Annotated in this window: 21 protein-coding genes and 1 tRNA gene; 17 read left to right on the top strand and 5 right to left on the bottom strand. The window is 69.0% G+C overall.

All coding sequences use genetic code 11. The annotated features are described in order from the left end of the window. The first annotated feature begins 138 nt into the window (after nt 1-138). From rplU to BGO46_RS07310, 12 genes are all read left to right on the top strand, one after another. Nucleotides 139-447, top strand: a complete 309-nt coding sequence (gene rplU / locus BGO46_RS07365; protein WP_292897331.1) for a 50S ribosomal protein L21 — start codon at nt 139-141, stop codon at nt 445-447. A gap of 18 nt (nt 448-465) precedes the next feature. Further along, entirely contained in the window at nt 466-726 is a 261-nt protein-coding gene (rpmA, locus tag BGO46_RS07360; protein WP_292676276.1) for a 50S ribosomal protein L27, read from the top strand. 98 nt (nt 727-824) lie between these two features. Beyond that, nucleotides 825-2,345 (top strand): GTPase ObgE, encoded by a 1,521-nt coding sequence (obgE, locus tag BGO46_RS07355; protein ID WP_292676277.1) that lies wholly within the window; start codon nt 825-827, stop codon nt 2,343-2,345. After that, a complete protein-coding gene (gene proB, locus BGO46_RS07350) occupies nt 2,342-3,175 on the top strand; it encodes a glutamate 5-kinase (protein WP_292676279.1) in 834 nt (277 codons plus the stop codon). Before obgE ends, proB begins: the two co-directional genes overlap by 4 nt. Nucleotides 3,176-3,219: 44 nt before the next feature. Next, entirely contained in the window at nt 3,220-4,479 is a 1,260-nt protein-coding gene (locus BGO46_RS07345; protein WP_292676282.1) for a glutamate-5-semialdehyde dehydrogenase, read from the top strand. Between the two features lie 39 nt (nt 4,480-4,518). Continuing rightward, on the top strand, nt 4,519-4,743 hold the full coding sequence (locus BGO46_RS07340) for a hypothetical protein (RefSeq protein WP_292676285.1): 225 nt from the start codon (nt 4,519-4,521) through the stop codon (nt 4,741-4,743). Between the two features lie 10 nt (nt 4,744-4,753). After that, nucleotides 4,754-5,350 (top strand): nicotinate-nucleotide adenylyltransferase, encoded by a 597-nt coding sequence (gene nadD, locus BGO46_RS07335; RefSeq protein WP_292676287.1) that lies wholly within the window; start codon nt 4,754-4,756, stop codon nt 5,348-5,350. After that, complete coding sequence (locus BGO46_RS07330) at nt 5,347-6,561, top strand: hypothetical protein (protein WP_292676290.1); 1,215 nt, start codon at nt 5,347-5,349, stop codon at nt 6,559-6,561. Before nadD ends, BGO46_RS07330 begins: the two co-directional genes overlap by 4 nt. Next, entirely contained in the window at nt 6,558-6,932 is a 375-nt protein-coding gene (gene rsfS, locus BGO46_RS07325; protein WP_292676293.1) for a ribosome silencing factor, read from the top strand. Before BGO46_RS07330 ends, rsfS begins: the two co-directional genes overlap by 4 nt. A 76-nt stretch (nt 6,933-7,008) precedes the next feature. Further along, a tRNA-Ala gene (locus tag BGO46_RS07320) sits at nt 7,009-7,081 on the top strand. 152 nt (nt 7,082-7,233) lie between these two features. Beyond that, nucleotides 7,234-7,704, top strand: a complete 471-nt coding sequence (locus BGO46_RS07315) for an SRPBCC family protein (RefSeq protein WP_292676296.1) — start codon at nt 7,234-7,236, stop codon at nt 7,702-7,704. 36 nt (nt 7,705-7,740) lie between these two features. Further along, the gene (locus BGO46_RS07310; RefSeq protein ID WP_292676299.1) at nt 7,741-8,166 is read left to right on the top strand and encodes a hypothetical protein; all 426 of its coding nucleotides are present in this window, start codon (nt 7,741-7,743) and stop codon (nt 8,164-8,166) included. A 6-nt stretch (nt 8,167-8,172) separates the two neighbouring features. Here the strand turns inward: BGO46_RS07310 and BGO46_RS07305 are convergent, their stop codons facing one another. Next, nucleotides 8,173-8,586 carry a DUF1232 domain-containing protein gene (locus BGO46_RS07305; protein ID WP_292676301.1) on the bottom strand — a complete coding sequence of 138 codons (414 nt, stop codon included), beginning with the start codon at nt 8,584-8,586 and terminating at the stop codon, nt 8,173-8,175. Between the two features lie 317 nt (nt 8,587-8,903). Then, on the bottom strand, nt 8,904-9,530 hold the full coding sequence (locus tag BGO46_RS07300) for a LysE family transporter (protein ID WP_292676303.1): 627 nt from the start codon (nt 9,528-9,530) through the stop codon (nt 8,904-8,906). A gap of 71 nt (nt 9,531-9,601) precedes the next feature. Here BGO46_RS07300 and BGO46_RS07295 point away from each other — a divergent pair, with 71 nt between their 5' ends. From BGO46_RS07295 to BGO46_RS07285, 3 genes are all read left to right on the top strand, one after another. Then, nucleotides 9,602-10,021: an Lrp/AsnC family transcriptional regulator gene (locus BGO46_RS07295; RefSeq protein ID WP_292676307.1), complete on the top strand. Its 420-nt coding sequence runs from the start codon at nt 9,602-9,604 to the stop codon at nt 10,019-10,021. Nucleotides 10,022-10,082: 61 nt separating this feature from the next. Further along, a complete protein-coding gene (locus tag BGO46_RS07290) occupies nt 10,083-10,994 on the top strand; it encodes a helix-turn-helix transcriptional regulator (protein ID WP_292676310.1) in 912 nt (303 codons plus the stop codon). Then, on the top strand, nt 10,994-11,980 hold the full coding sequence (locus BGO46_RS07285) for an aldo/keto reductase (RefSeq protein ID WP_292676313.1): 987 nt from the start codon (nt 10,994-10,996) through the stop codon (nt 11,978-11,980). Before BGO46_RS07290 ends, BGO46_RS07285 begins: the two co-directional genes overlap by 1 nt. 73 nt (nt 11,981-12,053) lie before the next feature. Here the strand turns inward: BGO46_RS07285 and BGO46_RS07280 are convergent, their stop codons facing one another. From BGO46_RS07280 to BGO46_RS07270, 3 genes are read right to left on the bottom strand one after another with little or no spacing between them, the layout of a single operon-like run. Further along, nucleotides 12,054-12,764, bottom strand: coding sequence for an SOS response-associated peptidase (locus BGO46_RS07280; RefSeq protein WP_292676315.1), 711 nt, complete (start codon nt 12,762-12,764; stop codon nt 12,054-12,056). 54 nt (nt 12,765-12,818) lie between these two features. Then, a complete protein-coding gene (locus tag BGO46_RS07275; RefSeq protein WP_292676318.1) occupies nt 12,819-13,853 on the bottom strand; it encodes a phosphatase domain-containing protein in 1,035 nt (344 codons plus the stop codon). Nucleotides 13,854-13,857: 4 nt separating this feature from the next. Then, the gene (locus BGO46_RS07270; RefSeq protein WP_292676320.1) at nt 13,858-14,538 is read right to left on the bottom strand and encodes a DedA family protein; all 681 of its coding nucleotides are present in this window, start codon (nt 14,536-14,538) and stop codon (nt 13,858-13,860) included. A 37-nt stretch (nt 14,539-14,575) separates the two neighbouring features. On the opposite strand from BGO46_RS07270, the gene pabB reads away from it, so the two are divergent. Continuing rightward, the gene (gene pabB, locus BGO46_RS07265) at nt 14,576-15,931 is read left to right on the top strand and encodes an aminodeoxychorismate synthase component I (RefSeq protein ID WP_292676323.1); all 1,356 of its coding nucleotides are present in this window, start codon (nt 14,576-14,578) and stop codon (nt 15,929-15,931) included. 58 nt (nt 15,932-15,989) lie between these two features. After that, nucleotides 15,990-18,566, top strand: a complete 2,577-nt coding sequence (gene leuS, locus BGO46_RS07260; RefSeq protein ID WP_292676506.1) for a leucine--tRNA ligase — start codon at nt 15,990-15,992, stop codon at nt 18,564-18,566. The last annotated feature ends 73 nt before the right edge of the window (nt 18,567-18,639 follow it).

Here is an 18,639-nt window from a genome sequence, read left to right as displayed (position 1 = left end):
CATCCGGTAAAGTAGTCGCTTGGTGCGTCGCGTCCCGGCCCGTCCGGTGGACATCCGCACCATGACTTTCCCTGAGGACGTACACGTCCCACAAGGACAATTCGGAGCCGAGCGCTCCACAGAAGAAACAGGTGTGAAGTGGTTTACGCAGTTGTGCGCGCCGGCGGCCGGCAGGAAAAGGTCGAGGTCGGCACGGTCGTCGTGCTCGACCGCCAGCAGGCGAAGATCGGCGACAAGATCGAGCTTCCCGCTGTCCTGTTCGTCGACGGCGACGCCGTGACGACCGACGCCGACAAGCTGGCGAAGGTCAAGGTCACCGCCGAGGTCCTCGGCGAGGAGCGCGGTCCGAAGATCGTGATCCAGAAGTTCAAGAACAAGACCGGCTACAAGAAGCGCCAGGGCCACCGCCAGGACCTCACGCGCGTCAAGATCACCGGCATCAAGTAAAGATTCGGAGACGCAGAGATGGCACACAAGAAGGGCGCAAGCTCTACCCGTAACGGTCGCGACTCCAACGCCCAGCGACTGGGCGTGAAGCGCTTCGGCGGCCAGCAGGTCCTCGCCGGCGAGATCATCGTCCGCCAGCGCGGCACGCACTTCCACCCGGGCGCGAACGTCGGCCGCGGTGGCGACGACACGCTGTTCGCCCTCGAGGCCGGCGCGGTCGAGTTCGGCACGAAGGGCGGCCGCAAGGTCGTCAACATCGTGGCGGCTGTCGCGGAGTAACAGACTCAGGTTTCGTCCGGTGGTACGCCAACGGACGAGATGCCAAAGTGAGGGGCGGGCTTCGTGCTCGCCCCTCATCTGTATGTAAGGAGACCGACATGGTCAGCTTCGTCGACCAGGTCACGCTGCACCTGCGTGCCGGCAAGGGCGGCAATGGCTGTGTGTCGGTGCGCCGTGAGAAGTTCAAGCCGCTCGCCGGCCCGGACGGGGGCAACGGCGGCCACGGCGGCGACGTCGTGCTGGTCGCCGACCCGCAGGTGACGACGCTGCTGTCGTACCACCACTCGCCGCACCGCAATGCGGGCAACGGCGGGTTCGGGATGGGCGACAACCGCTCGGGCTACCACGGCGAGACCCTTGAGCTGCCTGTTCCGGTGGGCACCGTCGTGAAGGATGCCGACGGGACGACGCTCGCCGACCTGATCGAGCCGGGCATGCGCCTCGTCGCTGCGCCGGGCGGTCAGGGTGGCCTCGGCAACGCGGCTCTCGCGAACCCGAAGCGCAAGGCCCCCGGCTTCGCGCTGCTGGGCACTCCCGGCTGGGAGGGTGATGTCCTTCTCGAGCTGAAGACCGTCGCCGACGTCGCGCTGGTCGGCTTCCCCTCGGCGGGCAAGTCGAGCCTCATCGCCGCCGTGTCGGCCGCGCGCCCCAAGATTGCGGACTACCCCTTCACGACGTTGCACCCGAACCTCGGGGTCGTGCAGGCGGGCGACGTGCGCTTCACCGTCGCCGACGTGCCCGGCCTCATCGAGGGCGCGAGTGAGGGCAAAGGCCTGGGCCTGGAGTTCCTCCGTCACGTCGAGCGCTGCACGGCCCTTGTGCACGTGCTCGACTGCGCCACGCTCGAGCCGGGGCGCGACCCGCTGAGCGATCTCGACGTCATCCTCGAAGAGTTGGGCAACTATCCCGTTCCGGAGGGGCAGCTGCCCCTGCTCGAGCGCCCGCAGCTGGTCGCCCTGAACAAGGTCGACGTGCCCGAGGCCAAGGATCTGGCAGACCTCGTGCGCCCCGACCTCGAGGCACGCGGCTACCGCGTGTTCGAGATCTCCACGGTCAGCCACGAGGGACTGCGCCCGCTGACGTTCGCGCTGGGCGACATCGTCGCGCGGCACCGGGTCGAGCAGGCTGCCGTCCCCGCGCCCGAGCGCATCATCATCCGCCCGCAGGGCGCCGATCGCGAGTTCGAGATCCGTGTCGAAGGCGGCACGTACGGCAACCTGTACCGGATCATCGGCGCGAAGCCCGAGCGCTGGGTGCAGCAGACCGACTTCCAGAACGAAGAAGCGGTCGGGTTCCTGGCCGACCGTCTCGAGAAGCTGGGCATCGAAGACGAGCTGTTCCGCGTCGGCGCCGTCGCCGGCTCGACCGTGGTGATCGGTGTGGACGACGGTGTCGTCTTCGACTGGCATCCGTCGCTGTCGTCGGCCGCCGAGCTCATGACGGCGCCGCGCGGCACCGACCCGCGACTGGATCTGAACCCGCGACGGACGACGTCGCAGCGTCGAGAGCGCTATCACGACCGCATGGATGCCAAGGCCGAGGCCCGCGCCGAGCTCGAGAGCGAGCGCCTGGGCGGCGTCGACGGGTGGGAGGACGACTGGGTGGAGGATGACGCATGACGTTGCGCGACCGCGCCGGCATCGAGGGTGCGCGACGCATCGTCGTGAAGGTCGGTTCGTCATCGATCAGCGGTGACGCCGCGTTCCGCATCGACACGATCGTCGCCGCGATCGCGCAGGCGCACGCACGCGGCACCGAGGTCGTGCTCGTGTCATCGGGTGCCATCGCGACCGCGATCCCGTTCCTCGATCTGGGGGGTCGCCCCAACGACCTAGCGACGCAGCAGGCCGCAGCCGCGGTCGGGCAGAACGTGCTGATGTGGCGGTATCAGACCTCGCTCGACCGGTTCACGATCCTCGCGGGCCAGGTGCTGCTGACCGCCGGTGACCTCGAGAACCCGACCCACCGCTCCAACGCGCGCCGCGCGCTGGACCGGCTGCTGGGCCTGCGCATCCTGCCGATCGTCAACGAGAACGACACCGTCGCGACGCACGAGATCCGCTTCGGCGACAACGACCGTCTCGCAGCCCTCGTGGCCGTCCTGATCGGCGCCGACGGCCTCGTGCTGCTGAGCGACATCGAGTCGCTGTACACGCGGCCGCCGGACGAGCCGGGCGCCCTGCCGATCGACACCGTCGAGTTCGGCGATGACTTGGCAGGCTTCGAGTTCGGGTCGGTCGTGGTCAACAGCGTCGGCACCGGGGGAGCGGCGACCAAGGTGTCGGCCGCGCGCCTTGCGGCGGCATCCGGCATCGGCGTGCTCGTCACGAGCGCCGACCTGATCGCCGAGGCGCTGGCGGGCGAGCAGATCGGCACGTGGTTCGCACCCGACCCCACGGTCCAGCCGCTGACGGCGACCGGCGTCCTGCGCACGACGCCGGGGGCATGACGCTGCGCACGCCGCCGCATCAGGACCCTCGGTACACTGACGATATGACGATCACCGCGACGACAGCGCACGAGCGCATGGTGCGCGCGAAGGATGCCTCGCGCAGTGTCGGCCTGCTGACCGACGCGGCCAAGGCGCACGCGCTGCGCGCGATCGCGGACGGGCTCGAGGCCGCGACCGCGCAGATCGTCGCCGCCAACGCGGAAGACCTGGCGCGCGGGCGCGAGACCGGCCTCTCGGCGGGTCTGCTCGACCGGTTGCGTCTCGACGAGACGCGCGTGCAGGCGCTCGCGGACGCCGTGCGCGATGTCGCCGATCTGCCCGACCCGGTGGGGCGCGTTCTCGACGAGCGGGTGCTGTACAACGACGTTGCGCTGCAGAAGGTCTCCGTCCCGTTCGGTGTCATCGGCTCGATCTACGAGGCGCGGCCCAACGTCACGGTCGACATCGCGGCACTCGCGCTGCGCTCGGGCAACGCCGTCGTGTTGCGCGGCGGCACCGCCGCCCGGTCGAGCAACGCGGCGCTCATTGACGTGATGCGCGCGGCTCTTGCCGCTGACGGCATCGATCCCGAGGCGATCCAGACGGTCGACGACTTCGGTCGTGACGGCGCGAACGCCCTCATGCAGGCGCGTGGTCTCGTCGACGTCCTGGTGCCGCGCGGCAGCGCGCAGCTGATCGAGACCGTCGTGACGCAGTCATCCGTTCCCGTCATCGAGACCGGCGCCGGCGTCGTGCACATCGTGCTCGACACGACCGCGCCGCTCGAGTGGGCCGAGCAGATCGTCGTCAACGCGAAGGTCCAGCGGCCGAGCGTGTGCAACTCGGTCGAGACGGTGCTCGTGCTGCGCGATGCCGCAGAGCGCCTCATTCCGCCGGTCGCCGCGGCGCTCGAGGATGCCGGCGTCACGATCCATGGAGACGACGCCGTGCGTGCGCTGGTTGCCGGAGCCGTGCCAGTGGAAGAGGCGGACTGGGCGACCGAGCACATGAGCCTCGATCTGTCGATGCGTGTCGTCGACGATCTCGACGAGGCGCTCGATCACATCCGCCGCTATTCGACCCACCACACCGAGTCGATCATCACGACCGACGATGCCCGCGCCGAGCGCTTCCTCGCTGAGGTCGATGCCGCCGTCGTCATGGCGAACGCATCGACGCGGTTCACCGATGGCGGCGAGTTCGGCTTCGGCGCCGAGGTGGGCATCTCGACCCAGAAACTGCACGCGCGCGGCCCGATGGGACTTCCCGAGCTGACCAGCACGAAATGGCTCGCCCGCGGGTCCGGGCAGATCCGCGCCTGACCACCTAAACTTGAATCACCCGAACCGAACGGAGTCCGCATGACCCTCGCCACGATCGTCACCCTCGCCGCAGAGGGCGCCGAGCACCACGGCAACGTCCAGGCGGAGACGTTCATCTACGGCGCGATCGCGTTCGTCATCTTCATCGCGCTCGGCCTCGTCACGCTGTCTTACCGCAACGTGGCCAACCGCCACTCGCAGAAGGCCGAGGCCTACGCCAAGGCTCACCCCGACGCGGCACAGGCGGGCCACGGCCACCACTGAGGCCGGTTTCATGGCTTCGGCACGCGCCCCGCGGATCGGGGTGATGGGCGGCACCTTCGACCCGATCCATCACGGGCACCTGGTCGCCGCGAGCGAGGTGGCGCAGTCGTTCGACCTCGATGAAGTCGTCTTCGTGCCCACGGGTCTACCGTGGCAGAAGGAGAAGGTCACCGAGGGCGAGCATCGCTACCTGATGACGGTCATCGCGACCGCATCGAATCCCCGGTTCACCGTCAGCCGCGTCGACATCGACCGCGACGGCCCGACCTACACGATCGACACGCTGCGCGACCTGAAGGCATCCCGGCCCGATGCCGAGCTGTTCTTCATCACGGGCGCGGATGCCGTTGCGCAGATCCTCAGCTGGCGCAATCACGATGAGCTGTGGGAGCTCGCGCATTTCGTCGCGGTGTCGCGCCCGGGGCACGTTCTGAACACCGAGGGACTGCCCAGCGACGACGTGAGCCAACTCGAGATCCCGGCGCTGTCGATCTCATCGACGGACTGCCGCCGGCGGGTTCGTGAGGGAAACCCGGTGTGGTACCTCGTGCCCGACGGCGTCGTCCAATACATTGCGAAGCATCACCTGTACCGGAGCGAGGCATGACCACACCCGACGAGCCTGAGACGCCCCAGCTGACCCGACGCCAGCTGCGCGAGCTGCGCAACACTGCGTCGACCCCGATCATCACGCCCGAAGAGGCGGAAGCCGCCGCCGCTGCAGTCAGTGAGTCTGCCGACGAGTCGCCCGCGCCGGCGGCGCCGGTCGCGCCCCTGCCGCGTGCCGTCGAACCGCTGCCGGCCGCCGAAGAGCCGCCGGTCGCCGAGGACGTCGATCTGCACGCGCCCGCACTCACCCGGCGTGCGGCCCGCCAGCAGGAGCGTCTGCGCACGGCATCCGTCCCCGTCATCGAGCCGGAAGATGCGGATGCCGTGGGCGACACCTATGTCGTCGACTCCGTCGACGCGGTCGAGCCGGCCGCGGTCATCGACGTGGCGGATGTCCCCGAGGGCGGCGACGATTCCGAGGCCGCTGCTCCCGTGGATGCTGAAGTTGTCGAAGCGGCTGACGCGCCGCTGGACGCTGAGCCTGTCGAAGCGCCGTCGGGCGAGACCGACGCCCCCGTGGTCGCTGAGCCTGTCGAAGCGGCGTCGGCCGAGGACGACGCCTCCGTGGTCGCTGAGTTTGTCGAAGCGTCGTCGGACGAGGACGACGCCTCGGAGGTGGCCGACGCTCCCGACGTTGTCGAGGCCTCCGAGGCCGCTGAGCCTGTCGAAGCGCCGTCCGCCGAGCCCGAGGCATCCGAAGAGCCGCGTCCCGTCGTGGCGCCGACGTTTGGATCGGAGCTTCTCGCCGGCGAGAACGTCGAACTGGAACTGCCCGCGTCGTTCGACCAGCTGCTCACCCGCAGCCCGGCGACCGGCGCGCTGTCGGCCTCGAACGCGCTGATCCTGTCGCAGACTCCGGAGACGGCGTCGCTCGTGTCGCCGGTCACCGCGACCGGCGAGGTCTTGATCACGGGGACGTACAACCTGCCCGAGGCGTTCGGGTCGACCGGCACGTCGCGCGGGTCATCCGACGGCAAGGAGATCGACGCGATCCTCGTCGACGGCGAGCTGCCGGCGACGTCGTCGCCGACGCCGATCGCCGCCAGTGCCGCGATCAGCACGATCAAGAGCGCGGAGGACATCATCAAACCTCCGGCGCCCGAGAAGGGCAGTCGGCTGATGCTGACTCTCGTGATCACCGCCGGCGCGCTCGCGCTGGCACTGACCGGCGTGCTCATCGTCGCGCTGGTGACGGGGGCCTTCCAGTGACGGCAAGTGAGCGCACGCGCGAGCTCGTGACCATCGCCGCTGCTGCCGCCGAGAGCAAGGGCGGCGAGGACTTCGTCGCGTTCGACGTGTCCGAGCCGCTGCCGCTCGTGGATGCCTTCCTGCTCGCGACCGGAAGCAGCGAGCGCAACGTCGCGGCGATCGCGGATGCCGTCGAAGAGGCGATGCTCGAAGAGGGCGTGAAGCGGCTGCGCCGCGAGGGGCGCAGCGAGGCTCGCTGGGTGCTGCTCGACTTCGGCGACCTCGTCGTGCACGTCTTCCACGAGCAGGAGCGCACGTTCTACGGCCTCGAGCGGCTGTGGAAGGACTGCCCCGTCATCCCGACGGCTGTCCCGGTCGACGCGCCCGACTGAGTGCGCCGATTCGTTGCACGCCCCGCGATGTAGTAATATCGAGGGGTTGCCGCGCGAGCGGTGACATCCCAGAAATGGGCCTGTGGCGCAGCTGGTAGCGCACCTGCATGGCATGCAGGGGGTCAGGGGTTCGAGTCCCCTCAGGTCCACAGTGTGATGAGTCGCGAGATATGTCACTCACGAGAGTCCGGCCATCGGCCGGGCTCTCGTTTTTGGTTTCGCCAGTATGGTCACGTTTGACATTGCGGCCTACATTGAGCGTACATAGGGACTCCAAATGCGATGCAGCGAGGAGGTCAACTTGTTCACGCTCAACACCGAGATCCTCATCCATCGCGCGGTTGCCGAGGTATTTGCCTTTGTCGCGGATCAGACGAACACACCGCGCTGGCAGACCGGGCTCGTGGAAGTGCGGCGCATAACGCCTGGCCCGATCGGCGTCGGCACGGAGCATGTTTTCGTGCGCTCGATGCTGGGGCGGCGGTACGAGTCGCGCACACGCTATGTCGACTACGAGCCTGACAGGCTGGTGGCGTTCGAGGTCGATGACGGTACGGTTTCTGGTCGCGTCACCTATCGGTTCGGCGCAGCTGAGCCCGAGGATGCCTCCGCCTCGGTCGGTCCGGCCGTGGTGCCAAGCACGTTGGTGACGTGCGAGATGCAGTTCAGCCTCCATGGCATAGCCCGGATCGCTGAACCGTTCCTTCGTCGACAGATCCAGCGAGAGTCGCGCAATGATGATCGTCGGTTGGCGCGCGTGCTGGAAAGCTGACGGCCGCGAACTCGGGGCGCTACTATCCTGACTCGCATGACATCGGCACGATTGTTCCGACCCGTCGGCTTCGCAGTCGCGCTGGCAGCAAGTGCACTTGCGTTCGCTGGCTGCGCTGCGGTCGGCTCACCATACTCGGATCTGGATCGGACGGCACAGCCGTCGGACCAACTGCCAGATGCGGTGGCGTCCGACGCTGCTGGCGATGCGGAGTCGGCCCGGCGGGTCGGTGAGTACAAGGGCACGCAGGTCCGGGTTTCGCTGGGGGCATCCGAAGACAGCGCGTGCCTCGTGATCGCGCCGAGCGATGGCAACGCTCAGGTTGCCTGCGACGTCGCGGGTCATGACATCAGCGTGAGCGAAGGTAGCGCGGTCAGTTACTTGCTCGTTCCGGGCAGAGGCCAAGCGCCCGACGGCGACTACATCCGTCTGTCGGAGAACGTGTACGTCATCGCGAAATAGGCATCGCTACGGTGCGCTCGTCACTCTCCCGTATCCGGCGAGGGTCAGTACGCTGTGCAGGCCTGCCGGTGTTCCCGGCCAGTGCCGCTCGATCGCTTCGAGCCCGGCGTGCCGGATCGCGAATCTGAGGACGATCGCCACCACGATGGCGTCGTCGGCGCATCCCAGCACGGGAATGAAGTCCGGCACCAGATCGATCGGCATGAGCAAGTACCCGAGCAGTGCCATGAGCCACCACCGGGTTGCTCGCGGCACGGTCGCATCGCTCGCGAGCCGCTTGACCAGCCGGATCACATCTGGCACCAAGCGCAGCAGGCCCTTCCAATCGACGTCCGCGCCCGCGCGACGCTGCTGATTCAGCAGAACGAGCAGCAACACCAACCACAGCAGGATGAAGCCGCCGAGCACGCCCAGCACCACGACAAACCACTCGGGCACTGAATCATCTCCTGGACACTGCGACTGTCGACTCTCCGATCATTTTCCCGCATCGCGACGACAGGCGCGCGCAGTGGTCAGAGTCTGAGTCTGGATGGCTTCACCGGATGATCGCGCTGTCCCTGGAGCCGGGTGTGGCGCGGCTCGCGGCGCTCGCGTGCCGAAGTCCTGCAGCACGGTGCTGAAGTCGCCTCAGCCACCCCGCCGAGGCCACTTCTGCACCAGCGAGCAGTATTTCGGCACGCTCTCGGCGTGAGACCGGGCGACGGAGACCCGGCGGCGCGGCGGCTCAGGCGATTTCAGAGCGCCCGGGCGATCAGCAGGATGCCGAACAGGATGACCACGCCGTTGCCGACCAGTGCCGTCCCGAATCGGAACCGCGGGCCGGTCGTGCGGCGCAGCGCGGCGCCAACCACCACCAGCAGCATCTGCCAGGCGAACGAGGCGGTGGCGACGCCCGCCACGAACGCGAAGCGAGACGTCGCGGAGCCGGCGACTTGCGCCAGGCCGGGCAAGATCGCGACGAAGTACAGGAGCGTGGCGGGGTTGATCGCGGTGAGGGCGAGGAAGAGCGGATAGCGGCCACGTGTCGAAGTCGTGGCAGTCCGCGGTCGCCCCGGCGCGGCGCCGGTCGCTCGCAGGCTCCGCACGAGCGCGCGGATGCCGATCGCGATCAGCACCACGCCTCCGCCGAGCTGCGGCCAGGGCGCAAGACCCGCGATCGCGGGTGCCGCGAGCGTCCCCGCGACGACGGCGATCACACAGTACAGCGTGTCGACGGTCGCGACAGCGGCCGTCGCGGGCAGTCCGCCGCGCAGGCCGCGCTCGAGTCCCTCCTGCATCAGCAGCACGCCGATCGCGCCCAGCGGCGCGGCGAGTGCGAGCCCGGCGAGTGCGCCGACGGGGAACGTGACGAGGGCATCCATGTGCCTCATCTTGCGAACGGCGTGCGCGCAGAACTGCGCGATCGTGCAGCATCACTGCGAGAATGAGTGCCATGGATGCCCTCGACGACAAGATCCTCGACATTCTTCGTGAAGATGGGCGTGCATCGTTCAGTGAGGTCGGGCGCCAGGTCGGCCTGAGTACGAACGCGGCCGCCGCCCGGATCCGGCGGATGGAGCAGTCAGGCGTCATCCTCGGCTACCGCGTCGTCCTCGCCCCCGACGTCGCCGATGGTGCCGGGGGACTCGGGGCGTTCATCGACGTCCGGCTCGACGCGGAGCGAGAGTCCGAGGACTTCCTCGCGTGGTCGCGCGGTGTTCCGGAGATCTGGGATGCCGTGCACGTGACCGGTCCGTACGATTACCTGTTGCACGTGCGCGTCCGCGACACCGAGACACTCAATCGGCTGCTCCGGACTCTCAAATCCGACGGCCGCGCGGTGCAGACACAGACACGACTCGCGCTGCGCTGAGCGTCTGGGGTGTACCGATAGGGCATCCCTGCGATCCTGTGGGCGGCGTAACGTCGAGGTCATGGACAACCGCAACGAGGTGAGGGAGTTCCTCACCACCCGCCGCGACCGGATCACGCCGGAGGCCGCGGGACTCACCGCGGGCGCGAACCGACGCGTCGCGGGGCTGCGCCGCAGCGAGGTCGCCATGCTCGCCGACGTCAGCATCGAGTACTACGCGAAGATCGAGCGCGGCCACCTCGCCGGCGTCTCTGATTCGGTGCTGGATGCCGTCGCCCGTGCCCTCCAGCTCGACGACGCCGAGCGCGAGCACCTGTTCGACCTCGCCCACGCCGCAAACGGCCTCACCGTCGTCCCCCCACGCCGCAAGCCGAAGCAGTGGACGACGCGCCCGGGCCTGCAGTTCGCGCTCGACGCGATCACCGCCGGCCCCGCCTTCGTCCGCAATGGCCGCATGGATGTGCTGGCCGTCAACGACCTCGGCCGCGCGTTCTACGACTGGGTGCTCGAGGGCCCGGCGGACGGTAACCTCGCGAAGTTCAACTTCCTCGACGAGCGCTCGCGCGAGTTCTACCCCGACTGGAACACCGCCGCCGACACGAGCGTCGCGATCCTGCGCATCGAGGCCGGCCGTGACCCGCGCGACAAGCAACTGCACGACCTCATCGGCGAGCTGTCGACGCGCAGCGACGAGTTCCGCACGCGCTGGGGCGCGCACAACGTGCGCCGGCACGGTTCGGGCGTCAAGAACTTCTACCACCACGTCGTCGGCGACCTCACCCTCAGCTACGAGGGGATGGAGTTGACCGCCGAGCCTGGCATGTCGTTCCTCATCTACACCGCCGAACCGGGGTCGCCCTCCGAAGAGCGCCTCAAGCTGCTGGCCAGCTGGGTCGCGACTCAGCCCGCCCCACCGGCCACACGGGTAGAGCCGGCCGCGCCGATCCCGTCGACCGTCGAGGAGACAAACTGATGCACACCCGCACACTCGGACAGGGACTCGAGGTGTCGGCCATCGGCCTCGGCGCGATGGGCATGTCGCAGAGCTACGGGCCGAACCCCGGCGACCGCGATGACATGATCGCGGTGCTGCGCTCGGCACCGGATGCCGGGGTCACATTCTTCGACACGGCGGAGGTCTACGGGCCCTACATCAACGAAGAGCTCGTCGGCGAAGCACTCGAGCCGCTGCGCGACGATGTCGTCATCGCGACGAAGTTCGGCTGGGACATCCAGGCTGGACGCAGCGTCGGATTGAACAGCCGCCCCGAGCAGATCCGCCGCGTCGCCGACCAATCTTTGCAGCGACTGCGCACCGACACGATCGACCTGTTCTACCAGCACCGCGTCGACCCGGATGTCCCCATCGAAGACGTCGCCGGCACCGTCGTCGACCTCGTCGCCGCGGGCAAGGTGCGCCACTTCGGGCTATCTGAGGCATCCGCCGCCACGATCCGTGCGGCCCACGCGGTGTTTCCTGTGACGGCCGTGCAGAGCGAGTACTCGCTGTGGACGCGCGACCCCGAGGCCGACGTCCTGCCGACGCTCGCCGAGCTCGGCATCGGGTTCGTCCCGTTCAGCCCACTCGGCAAGGGGTTCCTGACGGGCATCGTCGACGCTGCGACCTCCTTCAGCGACGGCGACGTGCGCGGCACGATCCCGCGGTTCACCGCCGACAACCGTGCGGCGAATCAGGCGCTCGTCAGCCACGTCGCGGAGCTCGCCGCCTCACGCGGTGCGACGCCCGGCCAGGTCGCACTCGCCTGGCTGCTCGCACAGCGTCCGTGGGTCGTGCCGATTCCCGGCACTCGGCGCACGGCGCGGATCCAGGAGAATGCGGCATCCACGACCGTCGCGCTGTCGGCCGACGACCTCGCCGATCTCGACGCCCTCGCGGCACGCATCGGCGTGCAGGGCGACCGGTACAACGCACTGCACATGGGCTACGTCAACCGCTGATCGCGTCCTCGAGCGCGGCGAGCCGCGCGGCCGAGTCGCCAGTGGCCGGGCATGCAGCCCGAATCAGCCCGAATCAGCTGACCGGCTCGATCAGCTCGGGCCCGTTGTTGCGCACGTTGCCTACCTCGCGACCGACTTCGCGCATCGACAGGCTGTCGACGATCTCGGGGGCGGCGTCGATCGTGGCATCCAGCAGGTCGCCGACGTTGTCGGTCGTCGGATCGAGCCAGACATCCGCGTAGTCGGCGTCGATGAACAGGGGCATCCGGTCGTGGATCGAACCGAGCGCACCGAGGGCCGACCGGGTCATGATCGTGAAGCTGAGCAGCCACCTGGTCGGATCGTCGTCGGCCTTCGAGGGATCCTTCCACCACTCGTAGAGCCCCGCGAACATCAGGGGGGAGTCGTCGGTCGGATGGATGTAGTACGGCGTCTTGACGCCGTCTTCGGTGTGCCATTCGTAGTATCCGGATGCCGGGACCACAGCACGCCGCTTGATGAGGGCCTGGCGGAACATCGGCTTGTCTTCGACTTCTTCGGCGCGCGCGTTGAACGCCTTGACGCCGATGCCGGGATCTTTCGCCCACGTCGGCACGAGGCCCCACCGCGCGCTCTCGAGCCGCCGCGTCGGCGGCTCGGTCTTGGCCGAGTCGAGCACGATCGCGACGCGATCGGTCGGCGCGATGTTGAACGATGGCGCCGGCAGCTCGTCGCCCTCGAGATCGACGCGCAGAACCCCGACCAGCTCTGAGCCACGGGAAGCGACCACGAAACGTCCGCACATGATCGTCAGCCTACGACGGGCATCGGACACACGCGCGACGCGCGTCGCGGCGGATCACTCCGGCGCGACGATGCCGTGCTCGGACAGCCGGTCCAGCAGCCCCGCACCATCGGATTCGCTCACCCACGGCACGTCCGCCGCGGAGTGGTCATTGACCGCCGTGCGCCCGCCGGCGAGCACCGCCTCGGTGGGCGAGAGGCGCCGGATCGCGACCGCCGCGACGCGGTCGGGGAACTCGCTCGTGAACGCGGTGTACAGCGCATCGTCGTGCTGCCCGTCGTCGCCGATCAGCAGCCACGTGATGTGGGGGAACTCGCGGGCGAGGCGACGCAGATTGTCGGCCTTGTGCTCGCGACCGCTGCGGAACCACCGGTCGTGCGTCGGACCCCAATCGGTCAGCAGCAGCGAACCGGCGGGGAAGAGATTGCGGCGCAGGAACCGCTGCAGCGTCGGCGCGACGTTCCATGCGCCGGTGGACAGGTAGATGACGGGCGAACCCGGATGCCCGCGCATCACGCGTTCGAGCAGCACCGCCATCCCGGGGACGGGCTGGCGCGCGTGCTCGTCGAGGACGAACGAGTTCCACGCGGCGACGAACGGCCGGGGGAGTGCCGTCACCATGACGGTGTCGTCGACGTCGGAGACGACGCCGAAGCGCACGTCGGCGCCGACGATGAAGACGCGGGTCTCGAACGGCTCTGAGCCTTCCACCGACATCGTGATGGTCTGCCACCCCGGTGGCAGCTGAGCCGGGAGGACCGTGTCGATCACGCCGCCCCGGTCGGCGACGACGTCGTGGTCGACGCCGTCGACGGTCACGGTCACCTGCGCGTAGCCGACCGGGACGGACGCGAACGAGCGCCAGCCGCGCACGCTCGCGTACTCACCGCGGTGACGCGTCGGCAGCGGCGGAACGATCAGCACGCGGCCGAGAACGCGGATCCACTCCTCGGTGCCGTAACCCGGATACCCGGAGACGCTCGGCGTGTTCCCGCGGGCTCGCGCACGCCGCTCGCGCCACGCGTGGAAGCGATACTCGAGGCGGGCGATCCACAGCACCTTGGTGCGGGGTGCGGGTTCGGAAGGCATCACCTCATTCTCCCACGTCGTCGGACGACGGATCACCCTCCGAGCTCTGGCGGCTCATGTGGCGAGCCTCGCCGCGGACGATGAGGCGCTTGGCGAGATACGCCAGCACGAGGAAGACCGCGATGATCCCCACGAAGATGTAGCCCGCCCCGTGCAACCGGTCGGACAGCTCGCGATAGGTGCCCGCAGCGGCCGCGCCGACGCCGACGTAGGCGATCGCCCAGACCGCGCAGGCCGGCGCCGTCCACGCGAGGAAGCGCCGGTAGGCGAAGCCGCTCATGCCGACCGTGAGCGGCACGAGCGAATGCAGCACAGGCAGGAACCGCGACAGGAAGATCGCCGGACCTCCACGGCGCCGCAGATACAGTTCCGCGCGCGACCAGTTGTCCTCGCCGAGCCACCGCCCGACCCGCGAATGCCGGATGCGCGGCCCCAGCCACCGACCGAGCCAGAAGCCGATGCTCTCACCGATGAGGGCTCCGACGATCACGGTCACGGTGAGGATCACGGCCTCGGTGAAGCTCCCCACGGCGGTCGACGCGACGATGACGACCGTGTCACCGGGCACGACGAGCCCGACCAGGACGCTGGTCTCGAGCATGATCGCGACGCCCGCCAGCACCGCTCGCAGGACGGGATCGACGCTCTGCACGGCATCCAACAGCCACGTCAGAAAGTCGTTCACCGCTCAAGAATATGCCGCCGACCTCTACCCTGAATGAGTGTCTGCCGAGTCCGTCGCCGCGCGGATCGACTGGGTCGATCCCGCCGACCTGTTCCGCGCCGGGCCCGCGCGAGCGTCGCACGCGTTCTGGCTCGACGCAGGGCCCGACGCGCGCACCGGCTGGAGCTGGATGGGCATCGGCGAGCCCGCCGGGCTGCCCACCGACATCCCGCTGCAACAGCGCGAGACGGGGTCCATCCCCGGCGGGTTCGCCGGCGGTTGGGTCGGCTGGGCAGGGTACGACGGCGCCGCGGCGACCGCGGGGGCACCCGCGACGAGCGACGGCCTCGCGCCCGACCGCGCCGCACTCGCGGTGCGACGGCTCGTCGCCTTCGACCACGCGGCCCGCTCTGCGTGGCTCATCGCGCCACAGACGGAGCTGACGGATGCCCGAGCACAGCTCGATGTCTGGCGCGCGCGCCTCGCAGACCTCGCCGCGCCTCCTGCGGCACAGGCATCCGTTCGCATCGCTTCAGCACGTCATGCGCCCGATGACTATGTCGACCTCATCGAGCGGTGCCGCGGCGCGATCCGCGCGGGGGATGCCTACCAGCTGTGTCTCACGACGCGGTTCGAGCTCGCGGCGGACGCGGCGGCACCGATCGACCCGGTCGCGGTGTATCTGCGGCTGCGCCGCGCGCAACCGGCGCACCATGGCGGATACATCCGCGTCGGCGACCATGCGCTGCTGAGCGCGAGCCCCGAGCAGTTCCTGCATGTCACGGGCGGCATCGTGCGCACGCGGCCGATCAAGGGCACGCGCCCGCGCGGCGCCGATGCCGCCGCTGATGCCGCACTGGCACGGGAGCTCGTCGACAGCGTCAAGGAACGTGCCGAAAACGTGATGATCGTCGACCTCATGCGCAATGACCTGCAGCGCGTGTGCCTGCCCGGAACGGTCGCGGCCGAGCGGCTGCTGGAGGTCGAGTCGTATCCCGCCGTCCATCAGCTCGTCAGCACGGTCGCGGGACGGCTGCGCGACGGCGTGACGCTGGGGGAGTTGCTCGGTGCCGCGTTCCCCGCGGGGAGCATGACGGGGGCACCGAAGCTGTCGGCGATGACGATCCTGCATGATCTGGAGGGCGCGGCGCGGGGCGTCTACGCGGGGTGCTTCGGCTGGGTCGGCAGAGACGGCCGGGCCGATCTCGCGATGACGATCCGCTCGATCGTCGTGCACCCCGGCGGCGCGTATGTCGGCGCCGGCGGCGGCATCACGTGGCTCTCGCACGCCGCCGACGAAGTCGCCGAGGTCGCTGTCAAGGCGCGCGGGCCGCTCGCCGCGCTGGGCTCGGCACTGCCGCCCGAGTGGGAGGCGTGGGACGGCTCCGGGAGCGATCCAGTCGCCGTCCGGTAATCTGGATGGACGCGTTCGCGCGTTCCCGACTTTCCACGATTGGTGACCTGTGTCCACGATCCATGCCTCCACAGAGTCTGTCGCGCCCGGCGACGGCTTCGATCCGTACGCCATTCAGCAGAAGTGGCAGGCGCGCTGGGCCCAGGATGACCCGTTCCGCGCCGGCGGTGAGGCAGACACCCGCCCGCGCAAGTACGTGCTCGGTATGTTCCCGTACCCGTCCGGTGACCTGCACATGGGGCACGCCGAGAACTACGCCTACGTCGATGTCGTCGCGCGCTTCTGGCGCCACCGCGGCTACAACGTCCTGAACCCGATCGGCTGGGACTCGTTCGGCCTGCCCGCCGAGAACGCCGCGATCAAGGGCGGTGCGGGCAGCGACCCGCGCGAGTGGACCTACCGCAACATCGACCAGCACAAGAAGAGCTTCCGCGAGTTCGGGTCGTCGTACGACTGGAGCCGTGTCCTGCACACGAGCGACCCCGAGTACTACCGCTGGAACCAGTGGCTGTTCCAGCGCCTGTACGAGCGCGGCCTGGCCTACCGCAAGGAGAGCCCGGTCAACTGGTGCCCCAACGACCAGACCGTGCTCGCCAACGAGCAGGTCGTCGACGGGCACTGCGAGCGCTGCGGCGCCGAGGTGATCAAGAAGAAGCTCACGCAGTGGTACTTCAAGATCACCGAGTACGCCGACCGCCTGCTCGATGACCTCAACCAGCTCGAGGGCTTCTGGCCGCAGAAGGTCATCCGGATGCAGCGCAACTGGATCGGTCGTTCGGTGGGCGCCGACATCGACTTCAGGATCGAGGGTCGCGAGGGCACCGTCACGGTGTTCTCGACGCGGCCCGACACGCTGTACGGCGCGACGTTCTTCGTCGTCGCCCCCGACAGCGATCTCGCCGCCGAACTGGCAGCCGGTGCGGATGCCGAGGTGCGTATGCGCTTCCAGGCATATCTCGACGACGTGCAGAAGCAGACCGACATCGAGCGCCAGAGCACCGACCGTCCGAAGACCGGTGTCTTCCTCGGTCGGTACGCGATCAACCCGGTCAACGGCGAGCGGCTGCCGATCTGGGCCGCCGACTACGTGCTGGCCGACTACGGCCACGGCGCCGTCATGGCCGTGCCCGCGCACGACCAGCGCGACCTCGACTTCGCCCGTGCCTTCGATCTGCCGGTCAAGGTCGTCGTCGACACGACCGCGCCCGTCACGGGTGCGATCCCGGTGATCGAACTCGACGACGACGGCGTGCCGATCGATCCGGGCCCCGTGCTCGACGAGATCGACCCCGCGGTGACAGGCATCGCCCTGACCGACGACGGCCGCATGGTGAACTCCGGCCCGCTGGACGGCCTGAGCAAGCGCAACGCGATCGCGCGCAGCATCGAGCAGCTCGAGGCATCCGGCACCGGCCGTGCGGCGAAGTCGTACCGCCTGCGCGACTGGCTCATCTCGCGTCAGCGCTTCTGGGGCACGCCGATCCCGATGGTGCACACCGCGGACGGCCGGGTCGTCCCCGTGCCCGACGATCAGCTGCCCCTCACGCTGCCCGACGCGCGCGGTCTCGACCTCGCCCCCAAGGGCACCTCGCCGCTGGGCGGCGCGACCGAGTGGATGCAGACCGTCGACCCCGAGACCGGCGAGCCGGCGCTGCGCGACCCGGACACGATGGACACGTTCGTCGACAGCTCGTGGTACTTCCTGCGGTTCCTGAACCCGGGCGACCAGATCGAGGCGTTCTCGACGACCGAGGCTGACCGCTGGGAGCCCGTCGACGCGTACATCGGCGGTGTCGAGCACGCGATCCTGCACCTGCTCTACGCGCGGTTCATCACGAAGGTCCTCTTCGATATGGGCCTGATCGAGTTCACCGAGCCGTTCTCGAGCCTCGTGAACCAGGGCATGGTGCTGCTGGACGGCTCGAAGATGTCCAAGAGCAAGGGCAACCTGGTCGAGTTCGCCTCGAGCATGGTCGACCCCGGTGCCGACGCCGTGCGCGTCGCGATCGCCTTCGCCGGGCCCGTCGAGGACGACATCAACTGGGAGGACGTGTCGACCACGGGCGCCCAGAAGTTCCTCGCGCGAGCGTGGCGCATCGCGCACGACGTGTCCAGCAGCCCGGACGTCGTCTGGGCGGACGGCGACCAGAACCTGCGCCGTGCCACCCACCGACTGTGGGCGGATGCCCCGGGCCTGGTCGAGCAGACGAAGTTCAACGTCGTCGTGGCGCGCCTCATGGAACTCGTCAACGTGACGCGCAAGACGATCGACGGTCCGGCAGGACCGTCTGACCCCGCCGTGCGCGAAGCGGCCGAGGCGATCGCGATGATCCTCGACCTGTTCGCACCGCACACCGCGGAGGAGATGTGGTCGCTGCTTGGCCACGAGCCGTTCGTGGGCCTGGCGACGTGGCGGCAGGCCGACCCGACGCTGCTCGTCGAGGAGTCGGTGACCGCCGTCGTGCAGATCGACGGCAAGGTGCGCGGCACGCTCACGGTGCCGGCCCGCATCTCGGCGGATGAGCTCGAGGCGCTGGCTCGCGCCGACGAGAAGGTCGTCCGTTCGCTCGGCGACCGCGAGATCGCTCGCGCCGTCGTGCGTGCGCCGAAGGTCGTGAGCTTCACCACCGCATAGCCTCCTCCCCAAGTGGCGGATTTCGCGATCTGTCCACTGATCCGGGGAGCGGGCCACCACGGGCGCTCTGACA

Origin of the sequence: Microbacterium sp. 70-16 (assembly GCF_001898315.1) — a bacterium.
Classification (GTDB): domain Bacteria; phylum Actinomycetota; class Actinomycetes; order Actinomycetales; family Microbacteriaceae; genus Microbacterium.
The sequence above is the reverse complement of the archived record's forward strand: the minus strand, read 5'-3'. Positions and strand labels throughout refer to the sequence as shown.